Source organism: Micromonospora ureilytica (assembly GCF_015751765.1).
In the GTDB taxonomy this organism is placed as follows: domain Bacteria; phylum Actinomycetota; class Actinomycetes; order Mycobacteriales; family Micromonosporaceae; genus Micromonospora; species Micromonospora ureilytica.
Genome location: NZ_JADOTX010000001.1, coordinates 4308746 through 4325176, shown reverse-complemented (window position 1 = coordinate 4325176; position 16431 = coordinate 4308746). Strand labels below are relative to the sequence as shown.

General features: G+C 70.9%; 11 protein-coding genes. 6 read left to right on the top strand and 5 right to left on the bottom strand.

Going from position 1 to position 16431, the window contains the following annotated elements; all coding sequences use genetic code 11:
• The first annotated feature begins 33 nt into the window (after window positions 1-33).
• From IW248_RS19445 to IW248_RS19420, 6 genes are all read left to right on the top strand, one after another.
• The gene (locus IW248_RS19445; RefSeq protein WP_231396357.1) at window positions 34-1305 is read left to right on the top strand and encodes an alginate lyase family protein; all 1272 of its coding nucleotides are present in this window, start codon (window positions 34-36) and stop codon (window positions 1303-1305) included.
• Window positions 1306-1500: 195 nt separating this feature from the next.
• Window positions 1501-3042 (top strand): glycosyltransferase family 39 protein, encoded by a 1542-nt coding sequence (locus tag IW248_RS19440; protein WP_196928132.1) that lies wholly within the window; start codon window positions 1501-1503, stop codon window positions 3040-3042.
• Between the two features lie 159 nt (window positions 3043-3201).
• The gene (locus tag IW248_RS19435) at window positions 3202-5262 is read left to right on the top strand and encodes an acyltransferase family protein (protein ID WP_196928131.1); all 2061 of its coding nucleotides are present in this window, start codon (window positions 3202-3204) and stop codon (window positions 5260-5262) included.
• A gap of 207 nt (window positions 5263-5469) precedes the next feature.
• Window positions 5470-6888, top strand: coding sequence for an O-antigen ligase family protein (locus IW248_RS19430; RefSeq protein WP_196928130.1), 1419 nt, complete (start codon window positions 5470-5472; stop codon window positions 6886-6888).
• Window positions 6885-7841: a glycosyltransferase gene (locus IW248_RS19425; RefSeq protein WP_196928129.1), complete on the top strand. Its 957-nt coding sequence runs from the start codon at window positions 6885-6887 to the stop codon at window positions 7839-7841. The genes IW248_RS19430 and IW248_RS19425 overlap by 4 nt, the downstream gene beginning before the upstream one ends.
• 10 nt (window positions 7842-7851) lie before the next feature.
• A complete protein-coding gene (locus IW248_RS19420; RefSeq protein WP_196928128.1) occupies window positions 7852-9216 on the top strand; it encodes an oligosaccharide flippase family protein in 1365 nt (454 codons plus the stop codon).
• Between the two features lie 34 nt (window positions 9217-9250).
• Here IW248_RS19420 and hutH read toward each other — a convergent pair whose 3' ends face one another.
• The 5 genes from hutH to hutU all read right to left on the bottom strand — a co-directional run bounded on the left by hutH (window position 9251) and on the right by hutU (window position 16430).
• Entirely contained in the window at window positions 9251-10789 is a 1539-nt protein-coding gene (gene hutH / locus IW248_RS19415; protein ID WP_196928127.1) for a histidine ammonia-lyase, read from the bottom strand.
• Window positions 10786-11970: an imidazolonepropionase gene (gene hutI / locus IW248_RS19410; protein ID WP_196928126.1), complete on the bottom strand. Its 1185-nt coding sequence runs from the start codon at window positions 11968-11970 to the stop codon at window positions 10786-10788. The genes hutH and hutI overlap by 4 nt, the downstream gene beginning before the upstream one ends.
• The gene (locus tag IW248_RS19405; protein WP_196928125.1) at window positions 11967-13328 is read right to left on the bottom strand and encodes a formimidoylglutamate deiminase; all 1362 of its coding nucleotides are present in this window, start codon (window positions 13326-13328) and stop codon (window positions 11967-11969) included. The genes hutI and IW248_RS19405 overlap by 4 nt, the downstream gene beginning before the upstream one ends.
• Before the next feature lie 244 nt (window positions 13329-13572).
• On the bottom strand, window positions 13573-14775 hold the full coding sequence (locus IW248_RS19400; RefSeq protein WP_196928124.1) for an allantoate amidohydrolase: 1203 nt from the start codon (window positions 14773-14775) through the stop codon (window positions 13573-13575).
• On the bottom strand, window positions 14772-16430 hold the full coding sequence (gene hutU, locus IW248_RS19395) for a urocanate hydratase (protein ID WP_196928123.1): 1659 nt from the start codon (window positions 16428-16430) through the stop codon (window positions 14772-14774). The genes IW248_RS19400 and hutU overlap by 4 nt, the downstream gene beginning before the upstream one ends.
• Window position 16431 lies beyond the last annotated feature (1 nt).

The following is a 16431-nucleotide window of genomic DNA, read 5'->3' as shown; positions in this document are numbered from 1 at the left end:
GCATCCGGGTAGGCAGCTTGTCGGGGAGACGGGATGGCATGGGCCGGTAGGCGCGGCGTGCTGGCGGCACTGATGGGCCTCGGCCTCCTGGCCGTCAGCGGTGGTCTCCTGGCCTTCTCGGCCGACGAGCCGGAGAGCGAGGCGGCGCGAGCCGCCTGGCTCGTCGATCCCATTCCGCCGGCGCCACCGTTGACCGAGTCGCGCGATCCCCGCAGCGGGTTCGTCCATCCTGGTGTGTTGGTGAGCAGCGAGCAGTTGAACTTCGTGAGCCGCAAGGTCAGGGCTGGCGAGGAGCCCTGGCGATCGGCCTGGCTCGCCATGCAGCGCAGCCAGTACGCCGAGCTGTCCTGGCGCCCGCGACCCATGTCCACGGTGGACTGTGGCTTCTACTCCCAGCCGGACGCCGGATGCACAGCAGAGGCCGAGGACGCGGTGGCCGCGTACACGCATGCGTTGATGTGGTGCTTCACCCGTGACCGCAGGTACGCGGAGAAGGCCATCGACATCGTGGACGCCTGGTCGGGCGTGCTCAAGAAGCACACCAACTCCAACGCGCCGCTGCAGGCGGGTTGGGCTGGGGCGACGTTCGCACGAACCGCAGAGCTGATCAAGCACACCTACACCGGCTGGGATCCGGCATCGTTGGCCCGCGCCCAACGGATGCTCCGGACGGTCTACCTGCCGGCCGTGCTCGCCGGCACCAACGGCACCAGGGCGGGGAACTGGGAGCTGATCATGCTCGATGCTGCGGTCGGCATCTCGGTCTTCCTCGACGATCGCGCCTCGTTCCTCAAGGCGACTGAAAAGTGGCGGCTGCGCCTGCGGGCGTATGTCTATCTGAGTGGCGACGGACCCATGCCGTACGCGCCGCCCGGTGATGCCTTCACGAAGTCGCAGCTCACCGACTACTGGGGCGGGCAGACCCCGCTCGTCGACGGGCTCGCACAGGAGACTTGCCGAGACTTCCTGCACACCGGTTGGGGTCTCGCGGCGGCGGCCCACGTCGCCGAGACGGCGTGGATCCAGGGCCGCGACCTGTATGCCGAGGCGCGCGAGCGGTTGACCCGTGCTTTGGAGTTCCACACCGGGTTCGAGCTGGGCAAGTCGGTGCCGCCCTGGCTGTGCGGCGGTCGGCTCGTGACGGGGTTGGCGCCCTCGCCCGAGATCGCCCTGAACCACTACACCACCAGGATGAAGCTCGACCTGCCGAACACCAGGCGGGTGGTGGAGGCGGACCGACCGGCCGGACCGCCCGCCTACTTCTACGCCTGGGAGACGTTGACCCACGCCGGAAACCCGAACTGACCGCACCGCGGATCCCCGCCACCGCGACCAGCTCGGATCGCTGTGACTCCGTCAACGCGCCCCCTGGTCGGCCTGGGTCGACCAGCGGCACCCCGTGGCTGATCCCGTCCGAGGGCGTCTAGGCTACGCAGCTGCGAGCCACACCCCGGACGGCGCCCGCCGTGCCGGCAAGCCCGATCCGAAGGACCCGGACGCATGGTCGAGTTGGCCCCCCTCGCCAGTTCGCCGGAGGTGACCGCCGCAGACCCGGTACGCGCGGAAGCACGCCGTCCCGCTGCCCGGCAGGATCAGGTGGCGCGCTGGATGGTGCCGATCGTGCCCGCCCTCGCCGCGTTCCTCATCGCGCTCTACGGTGTCGACCGCCGGCAGCTCTGGCGTGACGAGATCGCCACGTGGGCGGCGTCAACGAAGTCCCTGGAGGGGCTGCGGGGCCTGGTGGAGGTGACCGACGCGGTCATCGCCCCCTACTACCTTCTGATGCACGGGTGGATCGCCGTGTTCGGCGAATCGGAGGCGTCCCTGCGGATGCCGTCCGTTCTCGCGGTGGCGCTCACCGCCTCGCTGGCCGCCGTCATCGGCCGGAAGCTGTTCGACCCGACGACTGGACTGCTCGCCGGTCTGCTCGTCGCCGTGATGCCAACCATCTCCCGGTACGCCCAGGAGACGCGCCCCTACGCTCTCGCCGCCGCGGCGGTGGCGCTGGCGACCCTGCTGCTGCTGCGCGCGACGGAGCGGCCGACGTGGTTGCGGTGGCTCGCGTACGCCCTCGTGGTGGCCGCGGCCGGGTTGTTGCACATGGTCGCGTTGCTGTTGTTGCCGGCGCACCTGGTGTACGTGCTGAGCCTTCGCCAAAAGAAGGTCATCGTGCGCTGGTTCCTGGGGGCGACCGCAGGTGTCATCCCCGTTCTTCCCCTCGCCTGGAAGGGGTCTGAGCAGGCCCAACAGGTGTCGTGGATCCCGGAGGCCACCTGGGAGAGCACCGGCAACGAGATCGTGCGGGTGACGGGCAGCGTCACGGTCAGTGCGCTGATCGTCGGGCTGGCCCTTCTTGGCGCAGTGACGCTCGGCCGTCGCGGTGCTCTGCTCGGCACCTGGGCCGTCGCGCCGTTCTACGTGCTGCTCCTCATCTCGCCGGTGGCGGCGCTACTCATCCACCGGTACGTGCTGTTCACCCTGCCGGCATGGTGCCTGCTGGCCGTCGTGGCCGTGACCCGGCACGTGCAGCCAGCGTCCGATACGGCGACGTCAGCAGCGCCCGGCGCGGCGACGGCGCCCTGGCGGCGACGCGTGGTGCCGGTGATGCTGGTCTTGCTGTGTGCCGCTTTCGCGCTGCCGACGCACGTGGAGAACCGAGGCAACGTCGTGCCGGGCGAGCCAGATCTGCGGGGCGCGGTCGCGGTCCTCGCGACGGACGCCACCGTCGGCGACGCGCTCGGAATCCATGCCGCATACGCCAGCCGACTACAGGACGGCGTGAACTACTACCTGCGTCGGACCGCAGGTCCGAGACTGGACACCGTCTTCACGGCTTGGCCCGGCGGCGTCCCAACGTACGCCCAGACCTGCCGAAACGGGGAGTGCCTCAGCTCCGCCAAGCGGCTGTGGCTGATCAGCGGGCCGACCCAGGTTGACCTGCATCCGTCACTGAAGCCGCATTTGGCCGGCTTCGAGCAGGCCCGGGTGGTTCAGCTCACCGGGGTCACGGTGTCGCTCTGGCTGCCCACGGGACGCGTCTGACCACGGTCGGGGACAGTGTGTCCGAAGGGGACGCACATCGGACCGACGATCCCCGGATAGAGGAACGGCCCAACAACCGTATACCCTCGCCGTCGCCACCACCCGTGGCGGTGTGGCCGCTGCACGCCACCCTTACCCCTACCGACGCGGTGAGGCACAGTGACGGATTCGAAGCAGACCGCTAGTGGGCTTCTGCGACCGGAGATCCAGGCATTGCGGGCGCTCGCGGTGCTGCTGGTGCTGCTGTTCCACTTCTGGCCGCACCGGATCCCGGGCGGATACGTCGGCGTCGACGTCTTCTTCGCGATCAGTGGTTTCCTCATCACCGCCCACCTCGTACGGGAGGTGGAGAAGAACGGCTCGGTCCGCCTCCGTACCTTCTGGGCGCGCCGGATCCGGCGTCTGCTGCCGGCCTCTCTGCTCGTGCTCGTCGCCACCGCGGGGGCCGTCTTCATCTGGGTGCCGCAGCTCTACTGGCCACAGATACTCCGGGAGATCGCGGCAGCGACGGTCTACGTCGAGAACTGGCAACTGGCGCACGACGCCGTGGACTACCTCGCCGCGGAGAACGTCCGGTCGCCGGTACAGCACTACTGGTCGCTGTCCGTGGAGGAGCAGTTCTACCTGGTCTGGCCCCTCCTGATCGTCCTCGCCGTCCTGGTCGCCCGCCGGGTCCGGCGGACGGACCCGATCGGCGCGATCCGGGTCACGCTGGGTCTGATCCTCGTGGCCTCGTTCGCCTACTCCGTCTACGAGACGTCCGCGAACAGCGCCGCGGCCTACTTCGTGACGCCCACCCGGGCATGGGAGTTCGGGGCCGGCGCGATGCTGGCGACCCTGCCGGGGCTCGGACGGTCGGCGAGTGACAGTACTCGGGCGGCGGTCTCCTGGCTGGGGCTGCTCCTGATCGGCGTCGCCGCCTTCGTCCTCCATTCCGGGACACCGTTCCCGGGCTACGCCGCGGCGCTGCCCGTCGTCGGCACGCTCGCCGCCATCTGGGCCGGCGCCCCCAGCCCGCGCTGGTCTCCGCTGCGGCCGATGGCGTCGACGCCGGTGCAGAAGCTCGGCGACTGGTCGTACTCCATCTACCTCTGGCACTGGCCGCCAATCGTGATCTTCGAACTGGCGACCGGCGACAAGATGACCTGGCCGGTGAAGCTCGTCGTCATCGCCGGTGTGGTGGTGTTGGCCGCGCTGACCAAGCGCCTCGTCGAGGACCCGGTGCGGTTCGGCCTGTTCAGCGGTGGGCGGCGGCTGTGGCCGCAGTACGCGGCTGCCGCGACGTCGATGGTGCTGGTGCTGTCCGTGGTCGTCGCCGGTAACCAGCTGCTCGAACAGAGCAGTCAGGCGAACAAGTCGCGTCTCGAACAGTTGATGGCCATGGGCACGCCGTGCCTCGGTGCGAACGCCATGGTCGAGGCGCAGCGTTGCGAGGACGGTGCCCTCGGCCAGGAGTTGTTCCCCGAGATGTCGATGCTCACGAAGGACACGGGTTCCGCCTACGGATGCTATGACCAGGAGCCGGGCGCGACGCTCACGTCGTGTCGTGTCGGTTCGCAACGGGCCGACGCGACCCGTGTCGCGCTCGTGGGCGACTCGCACGCTGCCATGCTCATCCCCGCCATCGAGGGTCAGCTCAACTCCCGGAACTGGGCGGTCGACACCTACGTCGCCCGTGGCTGCATCTGGGCGAAGGTGGATGCGGCAGATCAGTCCGACTCGTGCTATGCGCGACGGCAGGCGATGATGGAGCGGCTCGGCGGCGGCCCGAAGTACGACTTCGTGATCGTGACCGGCAAGCGCAATATGAGCGTCAACCCCCAGGCGGCGGCCGGCCAGATCCGCAGGTACGTCGAGGCGTGGCGTCCGGTGCTGGAGCGGGGAACCAGGATCGTCGTGGTGGTGGACAACCCGGCGCTCGGCGCGACAGACCTCGGCTGCCTGGTGGACGACACGGCCAACGGCGGGGATCCGACGCGGTGCGCGGTCGACCGGAAGGGCTCGCTCGGCACAGGGGACGCCCTCGAGGAGGCCGCGAAGCGGACCGACGGCAAGGTGCAGATGGTCGACCTGACCGATCTGTTCTGCACCGAGACCCAGTGTCCGTTGGTGATCGGTAACGTCATCGTCTACCGCGACGCGCACCACATGACGGCGACCTACGCGCGGACCCTTGGACCCCATCTCGTCGAGCGTGTCGCGGCACGTCTCGCGCCCTGACGCGCGGCCCGCGAGGCAGCACACCGCGCGACGCGTGCCGACGGTCCAGAACGGTCGCGCGACTGCCCGCGCGGGGTGGGCGAAAGAGGGGAAATCGACGCGGTGTCCGGAGGTCAACGGGCGGGTTCGGCGCCGACCGAGGCGGCCTCTATCGGTTATGACGCTCGCGTATAGTGCCCCGAGGGATAGCGCTGAGAGGATCATGAAATGGACATAATGCCTCGAAAGGCGGCGACGGCCCCGACCGAGGGCAGTGGCCGGCGACTCGGGCGTTATCCGTGGGCCGCTGCCCAAATCATGGCCGCGCTCGCAATGGCGGTTATCGGCGTCAAGTCATTCTTCGACATTTTCGGTGAGAAGGTCGCGGCGGACACCGTGGACGCCGGAATGATCGTGACGGTGATTGGCGCCCTCCTCATGGTGGGTTCTTTCGTCGCCACGATCATCGCGGCGAAGCGATTTCCGACCACTTTGGCGCCCTCGATCCTCGCGGTGCTGATTATCGGCCTGTTCTCGGTCATCGGCCTCCTGGCGATATCTGCACGGGAGGACTTCGTCCAGGTCTTCGCCACGGCCGACGTACGCGAGATCTTCGGGCCACACGTCGCGCCGAAGAGTGGGGTCATCACGCAGGGCGCCCAACTCGCGGTCGGGTTCGCGCCGATCGCGTTGTTGGCGGTCATGTTCTTCAGGCCGAACTGGTTCTCCCTCGATCTGCTGCGGTGGGTGCTGCTGCTCGTGATTCTCGGTGCCGTCGCGCACTCGGTGATCGCCTGGCTGCAGGTCGTCGGCGTCGTTCCGTACACCTACTTCTTCAACCTCATGAGCGGCAAGGTCGGGCGCGCGTCGGGAGGCTACTTCCATCCCGCCTCGCTCGGGCGGCTCCTGCTCTTCGCGGTGTTCATCCTCTACGCCGCCGGTAACCGGCTACGGGTCAGCGCGCTGGCCCGGTACGGCGTCGTCGCATTCCTGGCCGCGACCGCTGTCGTCAGCACGCACCGGATCACCATCCTCTGTGTGGCGTTGGTGATTGTCGCGTTCGAGTTGCGCCGCCTCCCCGAACTCCTCCGGCAGATCTCCGACCTGCCGTTCCGCACGGCCGTCTGGGGGGCCGGCGTCCTCGTCGTTCTGATGGTCCTGGCGGCGATCCGCTGGGGAGCCTATCTGTGGGATCGTGCGCTGTTCCTGCTCACGCAGGTCGGTTCGCTCAATCCCACAAACGACGAGTTCCTGCACGGTCGCGGTCAGATCTGGTTCCGTGTGGTGGATGTGTGGCAGGACGCGCCGTGGGACGTCTGGCTCATCGGACTCGGCTACGAACCCTGGAACACCCACGCCGACCCGTTGCGGATATTCGTGGTCTGGGGATTGCTCGGGCTCGCCCTGATGGCGATTATCTTCGTTAACCTGTGGCGCGTGACGAAGCGGGCCATCGCGGTCGAAGCCCGATGGATGCTCACGGTCCTCTACGTTCTGACGATCATCTCCGCCCTGACGCAGAAGCCAACCTCATACTCGTACTTCATGTGGTTGTTCTTCCTTTCCATCCTGCTTCTGGTCAGGTTCTTCCCCGTTCCGAGCGCGCCGGTCGGTGTGCCCAACGATGCTAGTGGTGATCCCAGATGAGTTCCCCCCTCTTCATTTCGTGGAAGCGTTATCAGCGTCGTTCCGACGTGCTTGCGGAGGCGTTGGGCGCGGAGGTGGCCTGGCGGCCGTCCAAGGCGACACCGAAGATCCTCCGGCCCTTCGACTACGTGGCCCACACGAGGAACGACCTCAAGCTGATCCGCTCGCGTCGGCCATCGTTCGTGGTCGCGCAGGCGCAGCCGCACCTGTCCGCACTGGCGCCCTACCTTGGCCGGGTTCCGTACATCGTCGACGCGCACAACGGGCAGTTCCAGTCGTGGTGGCGCCGGGTACCCAGCACCGCCTCGATCCTGCGTGGCGCGCAGTTGGTCCTGACCCACACCGCGGAGGCCGACGCCATCGCCCGCGCGGAGTTCCCGGGCCTGCGCACGCTCGTCGTGCACGACCCACTTCGGGAGATCCCACCGGCACCGCCACGGGGCTGGGTGTTCGTCGTGGCGACCGTCGCCCCGGACGAGCCGATGGACGTCCTCATCGACGCGATCGAGGCCATGCCAGACGTCCCCTTCGCGACCACCGCACCACTGCACCGGTTGCCACCGCCACTGCGTGAGCGCGCGGAGCGCCTGCCCAACCTCACCACCCTGGGCTTCCTCGACCTCCCCGACTACGAGGCGGCTGTCGCCGCCGCGCGCGCGGTCGTCGTACTGACCGACCGGGACGCCACCCAGCCCAGTGGCGCCTGTGAGGCCCTGAGCGCGGGTCGGCCGCTGGTCCTGTCCCGCACCCAGACGACCGAGGCCCTGTTCGGAAGCTTCGCCACGCTCGTCGCCAACCAGAGCGACGCCCTGGTCGAGGGCGTCCGGCAGGCCATCGCCGAGGACCCGGCCGCGGCCGGGCGGATCGCGACGGCCCGCGAGGCGTGGATGCGGCGGACGGACGCCGAGTTGGAGACGTTGCGGTCGCACGTGCCGGCCAGAGCGACAGCGTGACGGTCGAACGATGACCGGAGTCCAGGTGCAGGCCGATACGGCTACCGCCGGCCGGTCCGGCAGCGGTATGGCCCGCCGCCTTCGTCAGCTGGGACTGCTCGGGGTCAGCCAGGCCGGCGTCACCGTGCTCGCGTTCCTCACCCAGGTGCTGCTTGCCCGTAGCCTGCCCAAGGCCGACTTCGGCGCCTTCATGGCGGTCATCTCCCTGGTGACGCTGGCCGGGCCGTTGGCCATCTTCGGGGTCGCCGAGTTCTGGCTGCAACGGTTCGGGCGCGAGGGGGAACGGGCGTTCCGTTGGGTACGCCCGTCCATCGCGTTGGTCGTCGTCACGTCCGGTGTGCTGGTCGCCGCGCTCGTCGTCTGGGGATTGCTCGACCGGCACGACCCCCACGGCGGCGACCTGCGGATCGGGCTCGCCCCGATCATCCTGTCGCTCGTCGCCATGGCGCTGTCCGGGTCCGCTCTCCAACTGCAGGGCGCCTACGGGCGGCTCGCGGCGCTGCAGCTGGCACCGCAGGTTGGTCGGCTCCTCGTGGCCGTCCTGACTCTGGCCTTCGGGTTGTCGGCGCTCATGGTGGTGCTGGGGTACGCGCTCGTGGCAGCCGTCACGGTTGCGATGAGTGTCCTGGTGATCGCGCCGTTCTGGTACGGGCGAGCGACGCTGGAGGGTCACCCGCCGGTGCTCCGCCGGTCGACACGGCCACCCCGGGCGCGCCATCTCGTCGCCGCGACGTGGCTGTTCCTACTGGGCAGCCTGTTCTACCAGCTCGGCATGCAGTTGGGCGTCGTCGTCTCGGCGGAGTTCCTGAGCGCGGAGTCCGCCGCGGTGCTCGCCGTGCCCATGACGCTGCTGACCGCGATCTACCTTCTGCCGCGCATCGTCTACCAGCAGTACTTCCTGGCGAAACTGCACAGGTGGTCCCGGTCCAACCGCAGCGCGGTCCTCATCGCGTACCGTGCCGGCACGGTCGGGATGATCAGTCTCGGGCTGCTCCTCGGCGCCGTCGTCGCGATTGTCGGCCGTTACGCCATTCCGCTGATCTTCGGCGCGGAGTACCGGACGTCCGTTCCGGTGATGGCCGTCCTCGCGCTGGCCATCCCCCTGCGCTTCGGTTCGGCCAGCGTCGAGTCGCTCCTGATGAGCGGCGGCCTGGTGCGGCAGAAGGTGCTGTACCAGGGGCTGGGCTCGCTCGCCTACCTGGCCGGGCTGGCCATCGCGATCCCACTGTTCGGCGTGGCTGGCGCCGCATGGGCGACAGTGTTGTCCGAGGCGATCATCCTCGTCCTGTTCTGGTCCCGAGCGAAGCGTGACGTCGTCGCGGGCGCCGACCTCCCCTCCTGGGCGGAGATCCGACGGATGGTCCTCAAGAGCTAGCGGCCCCGACGCCGTGCGCCGGGGCCGCCGATGGTCAGGCCAGCGGCCCGATCTCGCGTTCGATTGCGGTGCGCAGGTCACGGTCGGACACCGTATGGCGGGCCGCCTCCATCACCGGAGCGAGGAACACGTCCGGGCCCGGCTCGCCGGCTGCCGCGCCGAGCGCGGCGACGGCCGCCCGGCCGGCCGGGGACGGCTCCAGCGGGGCCCTCAGTTGCAGGCCGCGTACGCCGGCCAGCAGCTCCACCGCGAGCAGGCTGGTCAGGTTGTCCAGCACCGTAAGCAGCTTCTTGGTTGCCGCCCAGCCCATCGAGACGTGGTCCTCCTGCATGCCGCTGGTGGGCAACGAGTCCACCGAGGCGGGGGCGGCCAGCCGACGGTTCTCGGCGACGATCCCGGCCGCCGTGTACTGGGCGATCATCAGCCCGGAGTTGACTCCGGCGTCGGGGGAGAGGAACGCCGGCAACTCCCGGGAGCGGGTGACGTCGAGCAGCCGGTCCACCCGCCGCTCGGCGATCGCGCCCACCTCGGCGGCGGCGATGGCGAGGAAGTCCGCGGCGAAGCCGAGCGGCGCGCCGTGGAAGTTACCTGTCGACTCGACCCGGCCGTCCGGCAGCACCACCGGGTTGTCCACCACGGACACCAACTCCCGGGCCGCGACCGTGCGGACGAAGTCCAGGGTGTCGCGGGCCGCGCCGGCCACCTGCGGCGCGCAGCGCATCGAGTACGCGTCCTGCACGGCGTGCGCCAGGTCGTCGCGGTGTGAGTCCATCACCCGGGAGTCCTGCAACAACCGGTGGATGTTCGCCGCCGACGCCGCCTGACCGGGGTGCGGCCGGATCGCGTGCAGCTCGGGCAGGAACGGCCGCTCCGACCCGAGCATCGCCTCGATGGCCAGCGCTGCCGTCACGTCGGCCATGGCGAACAGGTGCTCCGCGTCGTGGATGGCCAGCAGCAGCATGCCGAGCATGCCGTCGGTGCCGTTGATCAGCGCCAGCCCCTCCTTGGCGGCCAGCTCGATCGGCTTGAGCCCGGCGGCGGTCAGCGCGTCGGACGCGTCCTGCCGCTCACCGGCCGGGCCGAGCACCCAGCCCTCGCCGAGCAGCACCAGCGCGCAGTGCGCCAGCGGTGCCAGGTCGCCGGAGGCGCCCAGCGAGCCGTGCTCGGGCACCCACGGGGTGATGTCGTGGTTGAGCAGGTCGACAAGGGCCTCCGCGACCAGCGGCCGGACCCCGGAGCGGCCCAGGGCGAGGGATCGGACCCGCAGCAGCATCATGGCCCGGACCACCTCGCGCGGCATCGGGGCGCCCACCCCCGCGGCGTGCGAACGGATCAGCGCGTGTTGCAACTCGGCCCGCCGCTCCGGGGCGATGAAGGTGTTGGCCAACGCGCCGAACCCGGTGGAGACCCCGTAGACGGGACGGCCGGACGACTCGATGCCGTCCACGATGGCCCGGCTGGTCGCCATCGCGTCGATGGTGGCCGGGGCGAGGACGACAGTGGCGGTGCCGCGGGCCACCGCGAGAACGTCGTCGGCGGTGATCCCGGTGGGCTGGATGGTCACGTTCGTCATTGCGGAACTCCGTTGCGTATTACCTGGCGAATCAGGGGGACACCGGGCCGGTAGGCCAGGTGCAGGTGCGACGGCGCGTCGAGGACCACGAGGTCGGCCCGCGCGCCGGGGGTGAGGACACCGATGTCGTCGCGGCGCAGCGCCCGCGCGCCACCGGCGGTGGCGGCCCAGACCGCCTCCGCCGGGGTCATCCGCATCTCGCGGACCGCGAGGGCGACGCAGAACGGCATCGACGAGGTGTACGACGAACCGGGGTTGCAGTCCGTCGCCAGCGCCACTGTGACACCGGCGTCGAGCAGCCGGCGGGCGTCCGGGTACGGCGAGCGGGTGGAGAACTCGGCGCCGGGCAGCAGGGTTGCCACCGTGCGGGTGCCCGATCCGTCGCTGTGGGCCGTGTCGGCCAGCGCGGCCACGTCGGCGTCGCTCAGGTGGGTGCAGTGGTCGACGCTTGCCGCGTCCAGCTCCACACCCAGCTGCACCCCGGGGCCGGGACCGAGCTGGTTGGCGTGCAACCGGACGCCCAGCCCGGCGGCCTGACCGCAGGCCAGGATGGCGCGGGCGTGGTCCACGTCGAAGGCGCCCCGCTCGCAGAACACGTCGATCCACTTCGCGTACGGAGCGGCGGCGGCCAGCATCGGCCCGCAGACCAACCCGACGTAGTCGTCGGGGCGGTCGGCGTACTCGGCGGGCACCACGTGCGCGCCCAGGAAGGTGGTCTCGGTGCTGCTCTCGGCGGCGATCCGCAGTGAGCGGGCCTCGTCGGCGACGGTCAGGCCGTACCCACTCTTGATCTCCATGGTCGTGGTGCCCTGGCGCAGGGCCTCCCCGCGCAGCCGGCGCACGGTGACCCGCAGCTCCTCGTCGGTCGCGGCCCGGGTGGCGCCGACAGTGGTCCGGATGCCGCCGCCGGTGTAGGGCTGACCGGCCATCCGGGCGGCGAACTCGACGGCCCGGTCCCCGGCGAAGACCAGGTGGGCGTGGCTGTCCACGAAACCGGGCAGCACGGCCGCCCCGCCGGCGTCGACGTGATGGTCGGCGGCCGGCGCGTACGCGGAGGGCCCGACCCAGACCACCCGGCCCTCCTCGATGAGCACGGCCGCGTTGCGGCGGATGCCGAGTGGGCCCTCGCCGACACCGTTGGTGACCAGCTCCCCGATGTTGCCGACCAGCAGACTGCTCATGAGGGGATCACTGCCTCGATCGCGGACGACAGCTCGGCCGGCACGTCGACGGTCAGGTGTCGGCCCTCGGCCACCACCACCCGGCCGTCCACCACTACCTGCTCGACGTCCGCCGCGCCCGCCGCGAAGAACGCGCCCACCGGCGGCACCCCGGCGGTGCGGGCGCTGTCCAGGCGTACCGTCACCAGGTCGGCGCGGGCACCCACCGCGATCCTGCCGGCGTCGGCCCAACCCAGCGCGGCGTGCCCGGTGACGCTGGCCGCGTTGAGCAGGTCGAGCGGCGCGAAGTGGCCGCGCCGGCGGGTACGCAGCCGCTCGTCCAGCTCCACCGCGCGAGCCTCCTCGAACAGGTCGATCACGGCGTGGCTGTCGCTGCCGAGGCTCAACCGGATGCCCGCGTCGGCCATCAGCCGGGCCGGCCCGATGCCGTCGGCGAGGTCCCGCTCGGTGGTCGGGCAGAGGCACACACCGGTCCGGCTGTCGGCGAGCACTGTCAGGTCCGCGCTGGTGGGGTGCGTGGCGTGCACTGCGGTGGTGTGCGGCCCGAGCACGCCGTGCTCGGCGAGCAGCGCGGTGGGCGAGCGCCCGTGCACGGCCCGGCACTCGTCGTTCTCGGCGGGCTGCTCGGAGAGGTGCACGTGCAGCGGCGCCTGCCGCTCCCGCGCCCAGTCGGCGACAGTGCGCAACTGGTCGGCCGGGACGGCCCGCACCGAGTGCACTGCCGCGCCGACCCGGGCGTGCGAGTCCGTCGGCTGGAACGCCGCCGCCCGCTCGGCCCAGCGGCCCGCGTCACCGTCGCCGAAGCGGCGCTGTGGCCCGGCGAGGGGCCGACCGTCCACGCTGGAGGTCAGGTAGGCGGTGTCCAGCAGTGTGAGTCGGATCCCGGCGTGCGCGGCGGCCTCCACCAGCGCGGCGCCCATCGCGTTCGGGTCGTCGTACGCGCCGCCGTCCGGCCTGTGGTGCAGGTAGTGGAACTCGCCCACACCTGTGATCCCGGCGAGCGCCATCTCGGCGTAGACGGCCCGGGCCAGGGCGAGGTAGGTGTCCGGGTCCAGCCGGTCCGCGACGGCGTACATCTGGTCCCGCCACGTCCAGAAGTCACCCCGCCCGCCGTGGGTACGCCCGCGCAGCGCCCGGTGGAAGGTATGCGAGTGCACATTCGACAACCCTGGCAGGGTCAGGCCGGGCAGCGAGACCGCGTCGGCGTACACCTCGACCCCGGCCGGTGGCCTGCTGCCGGGGGTCAGCGGCGTCACCGCCGTGATCCGGCCGCCCTCGACCTCGATCAGCACGTCGGGTGTGGGTTCGGCGTGCTCGGGCAGCCAGGCGTACTCGGCCAGCCAGCGGGTGGCGGTCATGCTCCTCGCCTCCTTTGGAGCCTTTGGAGCTGAATCGTCTGCGACATCAGCGGTCCAGGTGACATCGGCGGTCGCGATGACAACGGCGGTCGGGGCGACGCCGAGAGTTGGGGCGCTCCGGCTGATTCGTTTACGACATCAGCTCCAAAGGACGCGAGCACGAGGTGTCGACCCCCGCGCCGGAGCCCTCGCACCCGCGGACGTCGCAGATCCGGGCCAGCCAGCGACCGGCTCGCCACCTCGTTCACCGGCATGTCAGCTCCTCCAACACCCGGGCCAGCGCCCGTACCCCGGCCGCACAGTCGTCGTCGGTGGCGGCCTCGGCGGGGGAGTGCGAGACGCCTGTCGGGTTGCGCACGAAGAGCATCGCGGTGGGCAGGTACGCGGCGAGCACCCCGGCGTCGTGCCCCGCGCCGGTGGGCAGCACCGGAGCGTCGAGCAGCGTCGCCAGTCGGTTGGCCAGCCCGTCGTCGAAGGCGACCACCGGAGTGGCCGACTCCTCGGTGACGGTCACCGTCGTACCGTCGCGGCGGGCCCGCTCGGCGAGCTTGCCGCGCACCGCGTCGACCAGCCCGGTCAGCGTCTCCGGATCGGCGGCCCGCGCGTCCAGCCAACCGGTCACCTTCGACGGGATCGCGTTCGTGGCGTTGGGCTCGACGGCGACCCGGCCCACTGTGGCGTGCGCGCCACGCAGCCGGGCCTCCTTGTTGGCCGCCAGCACCGTGAACGCGTAGGTCAGCATCGGGTCGCGCCGGTCGGCCATCCGGGTGGTGCCCGCGTGGTTGCCCTCGCCGACGACGTCGAAGCGCCACCGCCCGTGTGGCCAGATCGCGCTGGCCACCGCGACCGGCGCGTCCGTGTCGACGAGCGCGCGGCCCTGCTCGACGTGCAACTCCACGAAGGCGCCGAACCGACCCAGCAGCTCCGGGCGGGCGCCCGCCGGCCGGTCACCGAGCGCCTCGGCGAAGCTCACCCCGGCCGCGTCGCGTAGGCCGGCCGCGCGCTCGGCCGACAGCGCCCCGGTGAGCAGCCGCGACCCCAGACACGGCACGCCGAAGCGCGCCCCCTCCTCCTCGACGAAGGCACCCAGCACCAGTGGCCGGCCCGGGGTGACACCGGCGGCGCGCAGCTCGTCCACGGCGAGTAACGCGCTCACGATGCCGAGCGGCCCGTCGTACGCCCCGCCGTGCGGCACCGAGTCGAAGTGACTGCCGGTGAGCACCGCGTCGGACGCCTCCGGGTCGCCCCAGTGGGCGAAGAGGTTGCCGTTGCCGTCCTCGGTGACCGGCAGGGCACGGCGCTCGGCCTGCGCGCGGAACCAGGCGCGCAGCTCCCGCTCCGGCTCGGTCAACGCGTACCGCAGGTAGCCGCCGCTGTCGGCGTCCCGCCCGACCGGCGCGATCTCGTCCCACAGCGCCCGGAACCGGGCGGAAAGTTCGTCGCTCATGCGGGTCCCCCCTCCGTCATGGGCACCCGGACGCCGGTGCGGTCGGCTACCTCGCGGGCGCTCTCGTAGCCGGCGTCGACGTGCCGGATGACGCCCATCGCCGGGTCGTTGGTGAGCACCCGCTCGATCTTCTGACCGGCGAGTGCGGTGCCGTCGGCCACACACACCTGCCCGGCGTGGATCGACCTGCCGATGCCCACCCCTCCGCCGTGGTGGATGGACACCCAGGAAGCCCCGCTGGCCGTGTTGACCAGAGCGTTGAGCAGCGGCCAGTCGGCGATGGCGTCGGAGCCGTCGGCCATCCCCTCGGTCTCCCGGTACGGGCTCGCGACGCTGCCGGTGTCCAGGTGGTCCCGGCCGATCACCACCGGGGCGGAGAGCTCGCCGGAGGCGACCATGTCGTTGAACCGCACGCCAGCCCTGTCCCGTTCGCCCTGGCCGAGCCAGCAGATCCGGGCCGGCAGACCCTGGAAGGCGACCCGCTCACCGGCCAGCTTGATCCAACGGGCCAGCGACTCGTTCTCCGGGAAGAGGTCGAGGATGGCCCGGTCGGTGGCCGCGATGTCGGCCGGGTCGCCGGAGAGCGCCGCCCACCGGAACGGGCCCCTACCCTCACAGAACAACGGCCGGATGTACGCGGGCACGAACCCCGGGAAGTCGAAGGCGCGCTGGTATCCGCCGAGCTGCGCCTCACCCCGGATCGAGTTGCCGTAGTCGAACACCTCTGCGCCGGCGTCGAGGAAGCCGACCATCGCCTCCACGTGCTTTGCCATCGACGCGCGGGCCCGGTCGGTGAACTCGACCGGCTTCGCGGCGGCGTAGTCCCGGGCCTCGGCCAGCTCAACCCCCACCGGCAGGTACGCCAGTGGGTCGTGCGCGCTGGTCTGGTCGGTCACGATGTCGATCTCGACGCCCCGGTTCAGCAGTTCCGGGAAGACCTCGGCGGCGTTGCCGACCACGCCCACGCTCAGCGCCCGGCGATCCCGCTTCGCCGCGCGGACCCGAGCGATCGCGTCGTCCAGGGAGTCGGCGACCTCATCCAGGTAGCGGTCGCGCACCCGGCGGTCGAGCCGGCTGCGGTCCACGTCGACGATCAGGCAGACGCCGCCGTTCATGGTGACAGCGAGTGGCTGCGCGCCGCCCATTCCGCCGCAACCGGCGGTGAGGGTCAGCGTGCCGGCGAGGGTGCCGTCGAACCGTTTGGCGGCCACCGCGGAGAACGTCTCGTAGGTGCCCTGGAGGATGCCCTGCGTGCCGATGTAGATCCACGAACCGGCCGTCATCTGCCCGTACATGGTCAGGCCGAGCTGTTCGAGGCGGCGGAACTCCGGCCACGTCGCCCAGTCACCGACCAGGTTCGAGTTGGCCAGCAGCACCCGGGGCGCCCACTCGTGGGTGCGCATCACCCCGACCGGGCGGCCCGACTGCACCAGCATCGTCTCGTCCTCGCGCAGGTCGGTCAGTGTGCGGACCAACGCGTGGTACGACGGCCAGTCCCGCGCCGCCTTGCCGGTGCCGCCGTAGACCACCAGGTCGTCGGGGCGTTCGGCCACCTCGGGGTCGAGGTTGTTCATCAACATCCGCAGGGCGCCCTCCTGCTGCCACCCGCGGGTGGTGAGCTGGCTGCCCCGTGCGGCACGAATGGACTGGGTCATC

Bases quoted from the DNA above. Each gene is read 5' to 3' on its own strand.
- IW248_RS19445 (WP_231396357.1), top strand. From the start codon at position 34: ATGGCATGGGCCGGTAGGCGCGGCGTGCTGGCGGCACTGATGGGCCTC.
- IW248_RS19440 (WP_196928132.1), top strand. From the start codon at position 1,501: ATGGTCGAGTTGGCCCCCCTCGCCAGTTCGCCGGAGGTGACCGCCGCA.
- IW248_RS19430 (WP_196928130.1), top strand. From the start codon at position 5,470: ATGGACATAATGCCTCGAAAGGCGGCGACGGCCCCGACCGAGGGCAGT.
- IW248_RS19425 (WP_196928129.1), top strand. From the start codon at position 6,885: ATGAGTTCCCCCCTCTTCATTTCGTGGAAGCGTTATCAGCGTCGTTCC.
- IW248_RS19420 (WP_196928128.1), top strand. From the start codon at position 7,852: ATGACCGGAGTCCAGGTGCAGGCCGATACGGCTACCGCCGGCCGGTCC.
- hutH (WP_196928127.1), bottom strand. From the start codon at position 10,789: ATGACGAACGTGACCATCCAGCCCACCGGGATCACCGCCGACGACGTT.
- hutI (WP_196928126.1), bottom strand. From the start codon at position 11,970: ATGAGCAGTCTGCTGGTCGGCAACATCGGGGAGCTGGTCACCAACGGT.
- IW248_RS19405 (WP_196928125.1), bottom strand. From the start codon at position 13,328: ATGACCGCCACCCGCTGGCTGGCCGAGTACGCCTGGCTGCCCGAGCAC.
- IW248_RS19400 (WP_196928124.1), bottom strand. From the start codon at position 14,775: ATGAGCGACGAACTTTCCGCCCGGTTCCGGGCGCTGTGGGACGAGATC.
- hutU (WP_196928123.1), bottom strand. From the start codon at position 16,430: ATGACCCAGTCCATTCGTGCCGCACGGGGCAGCCAGCTCACCACCCGC.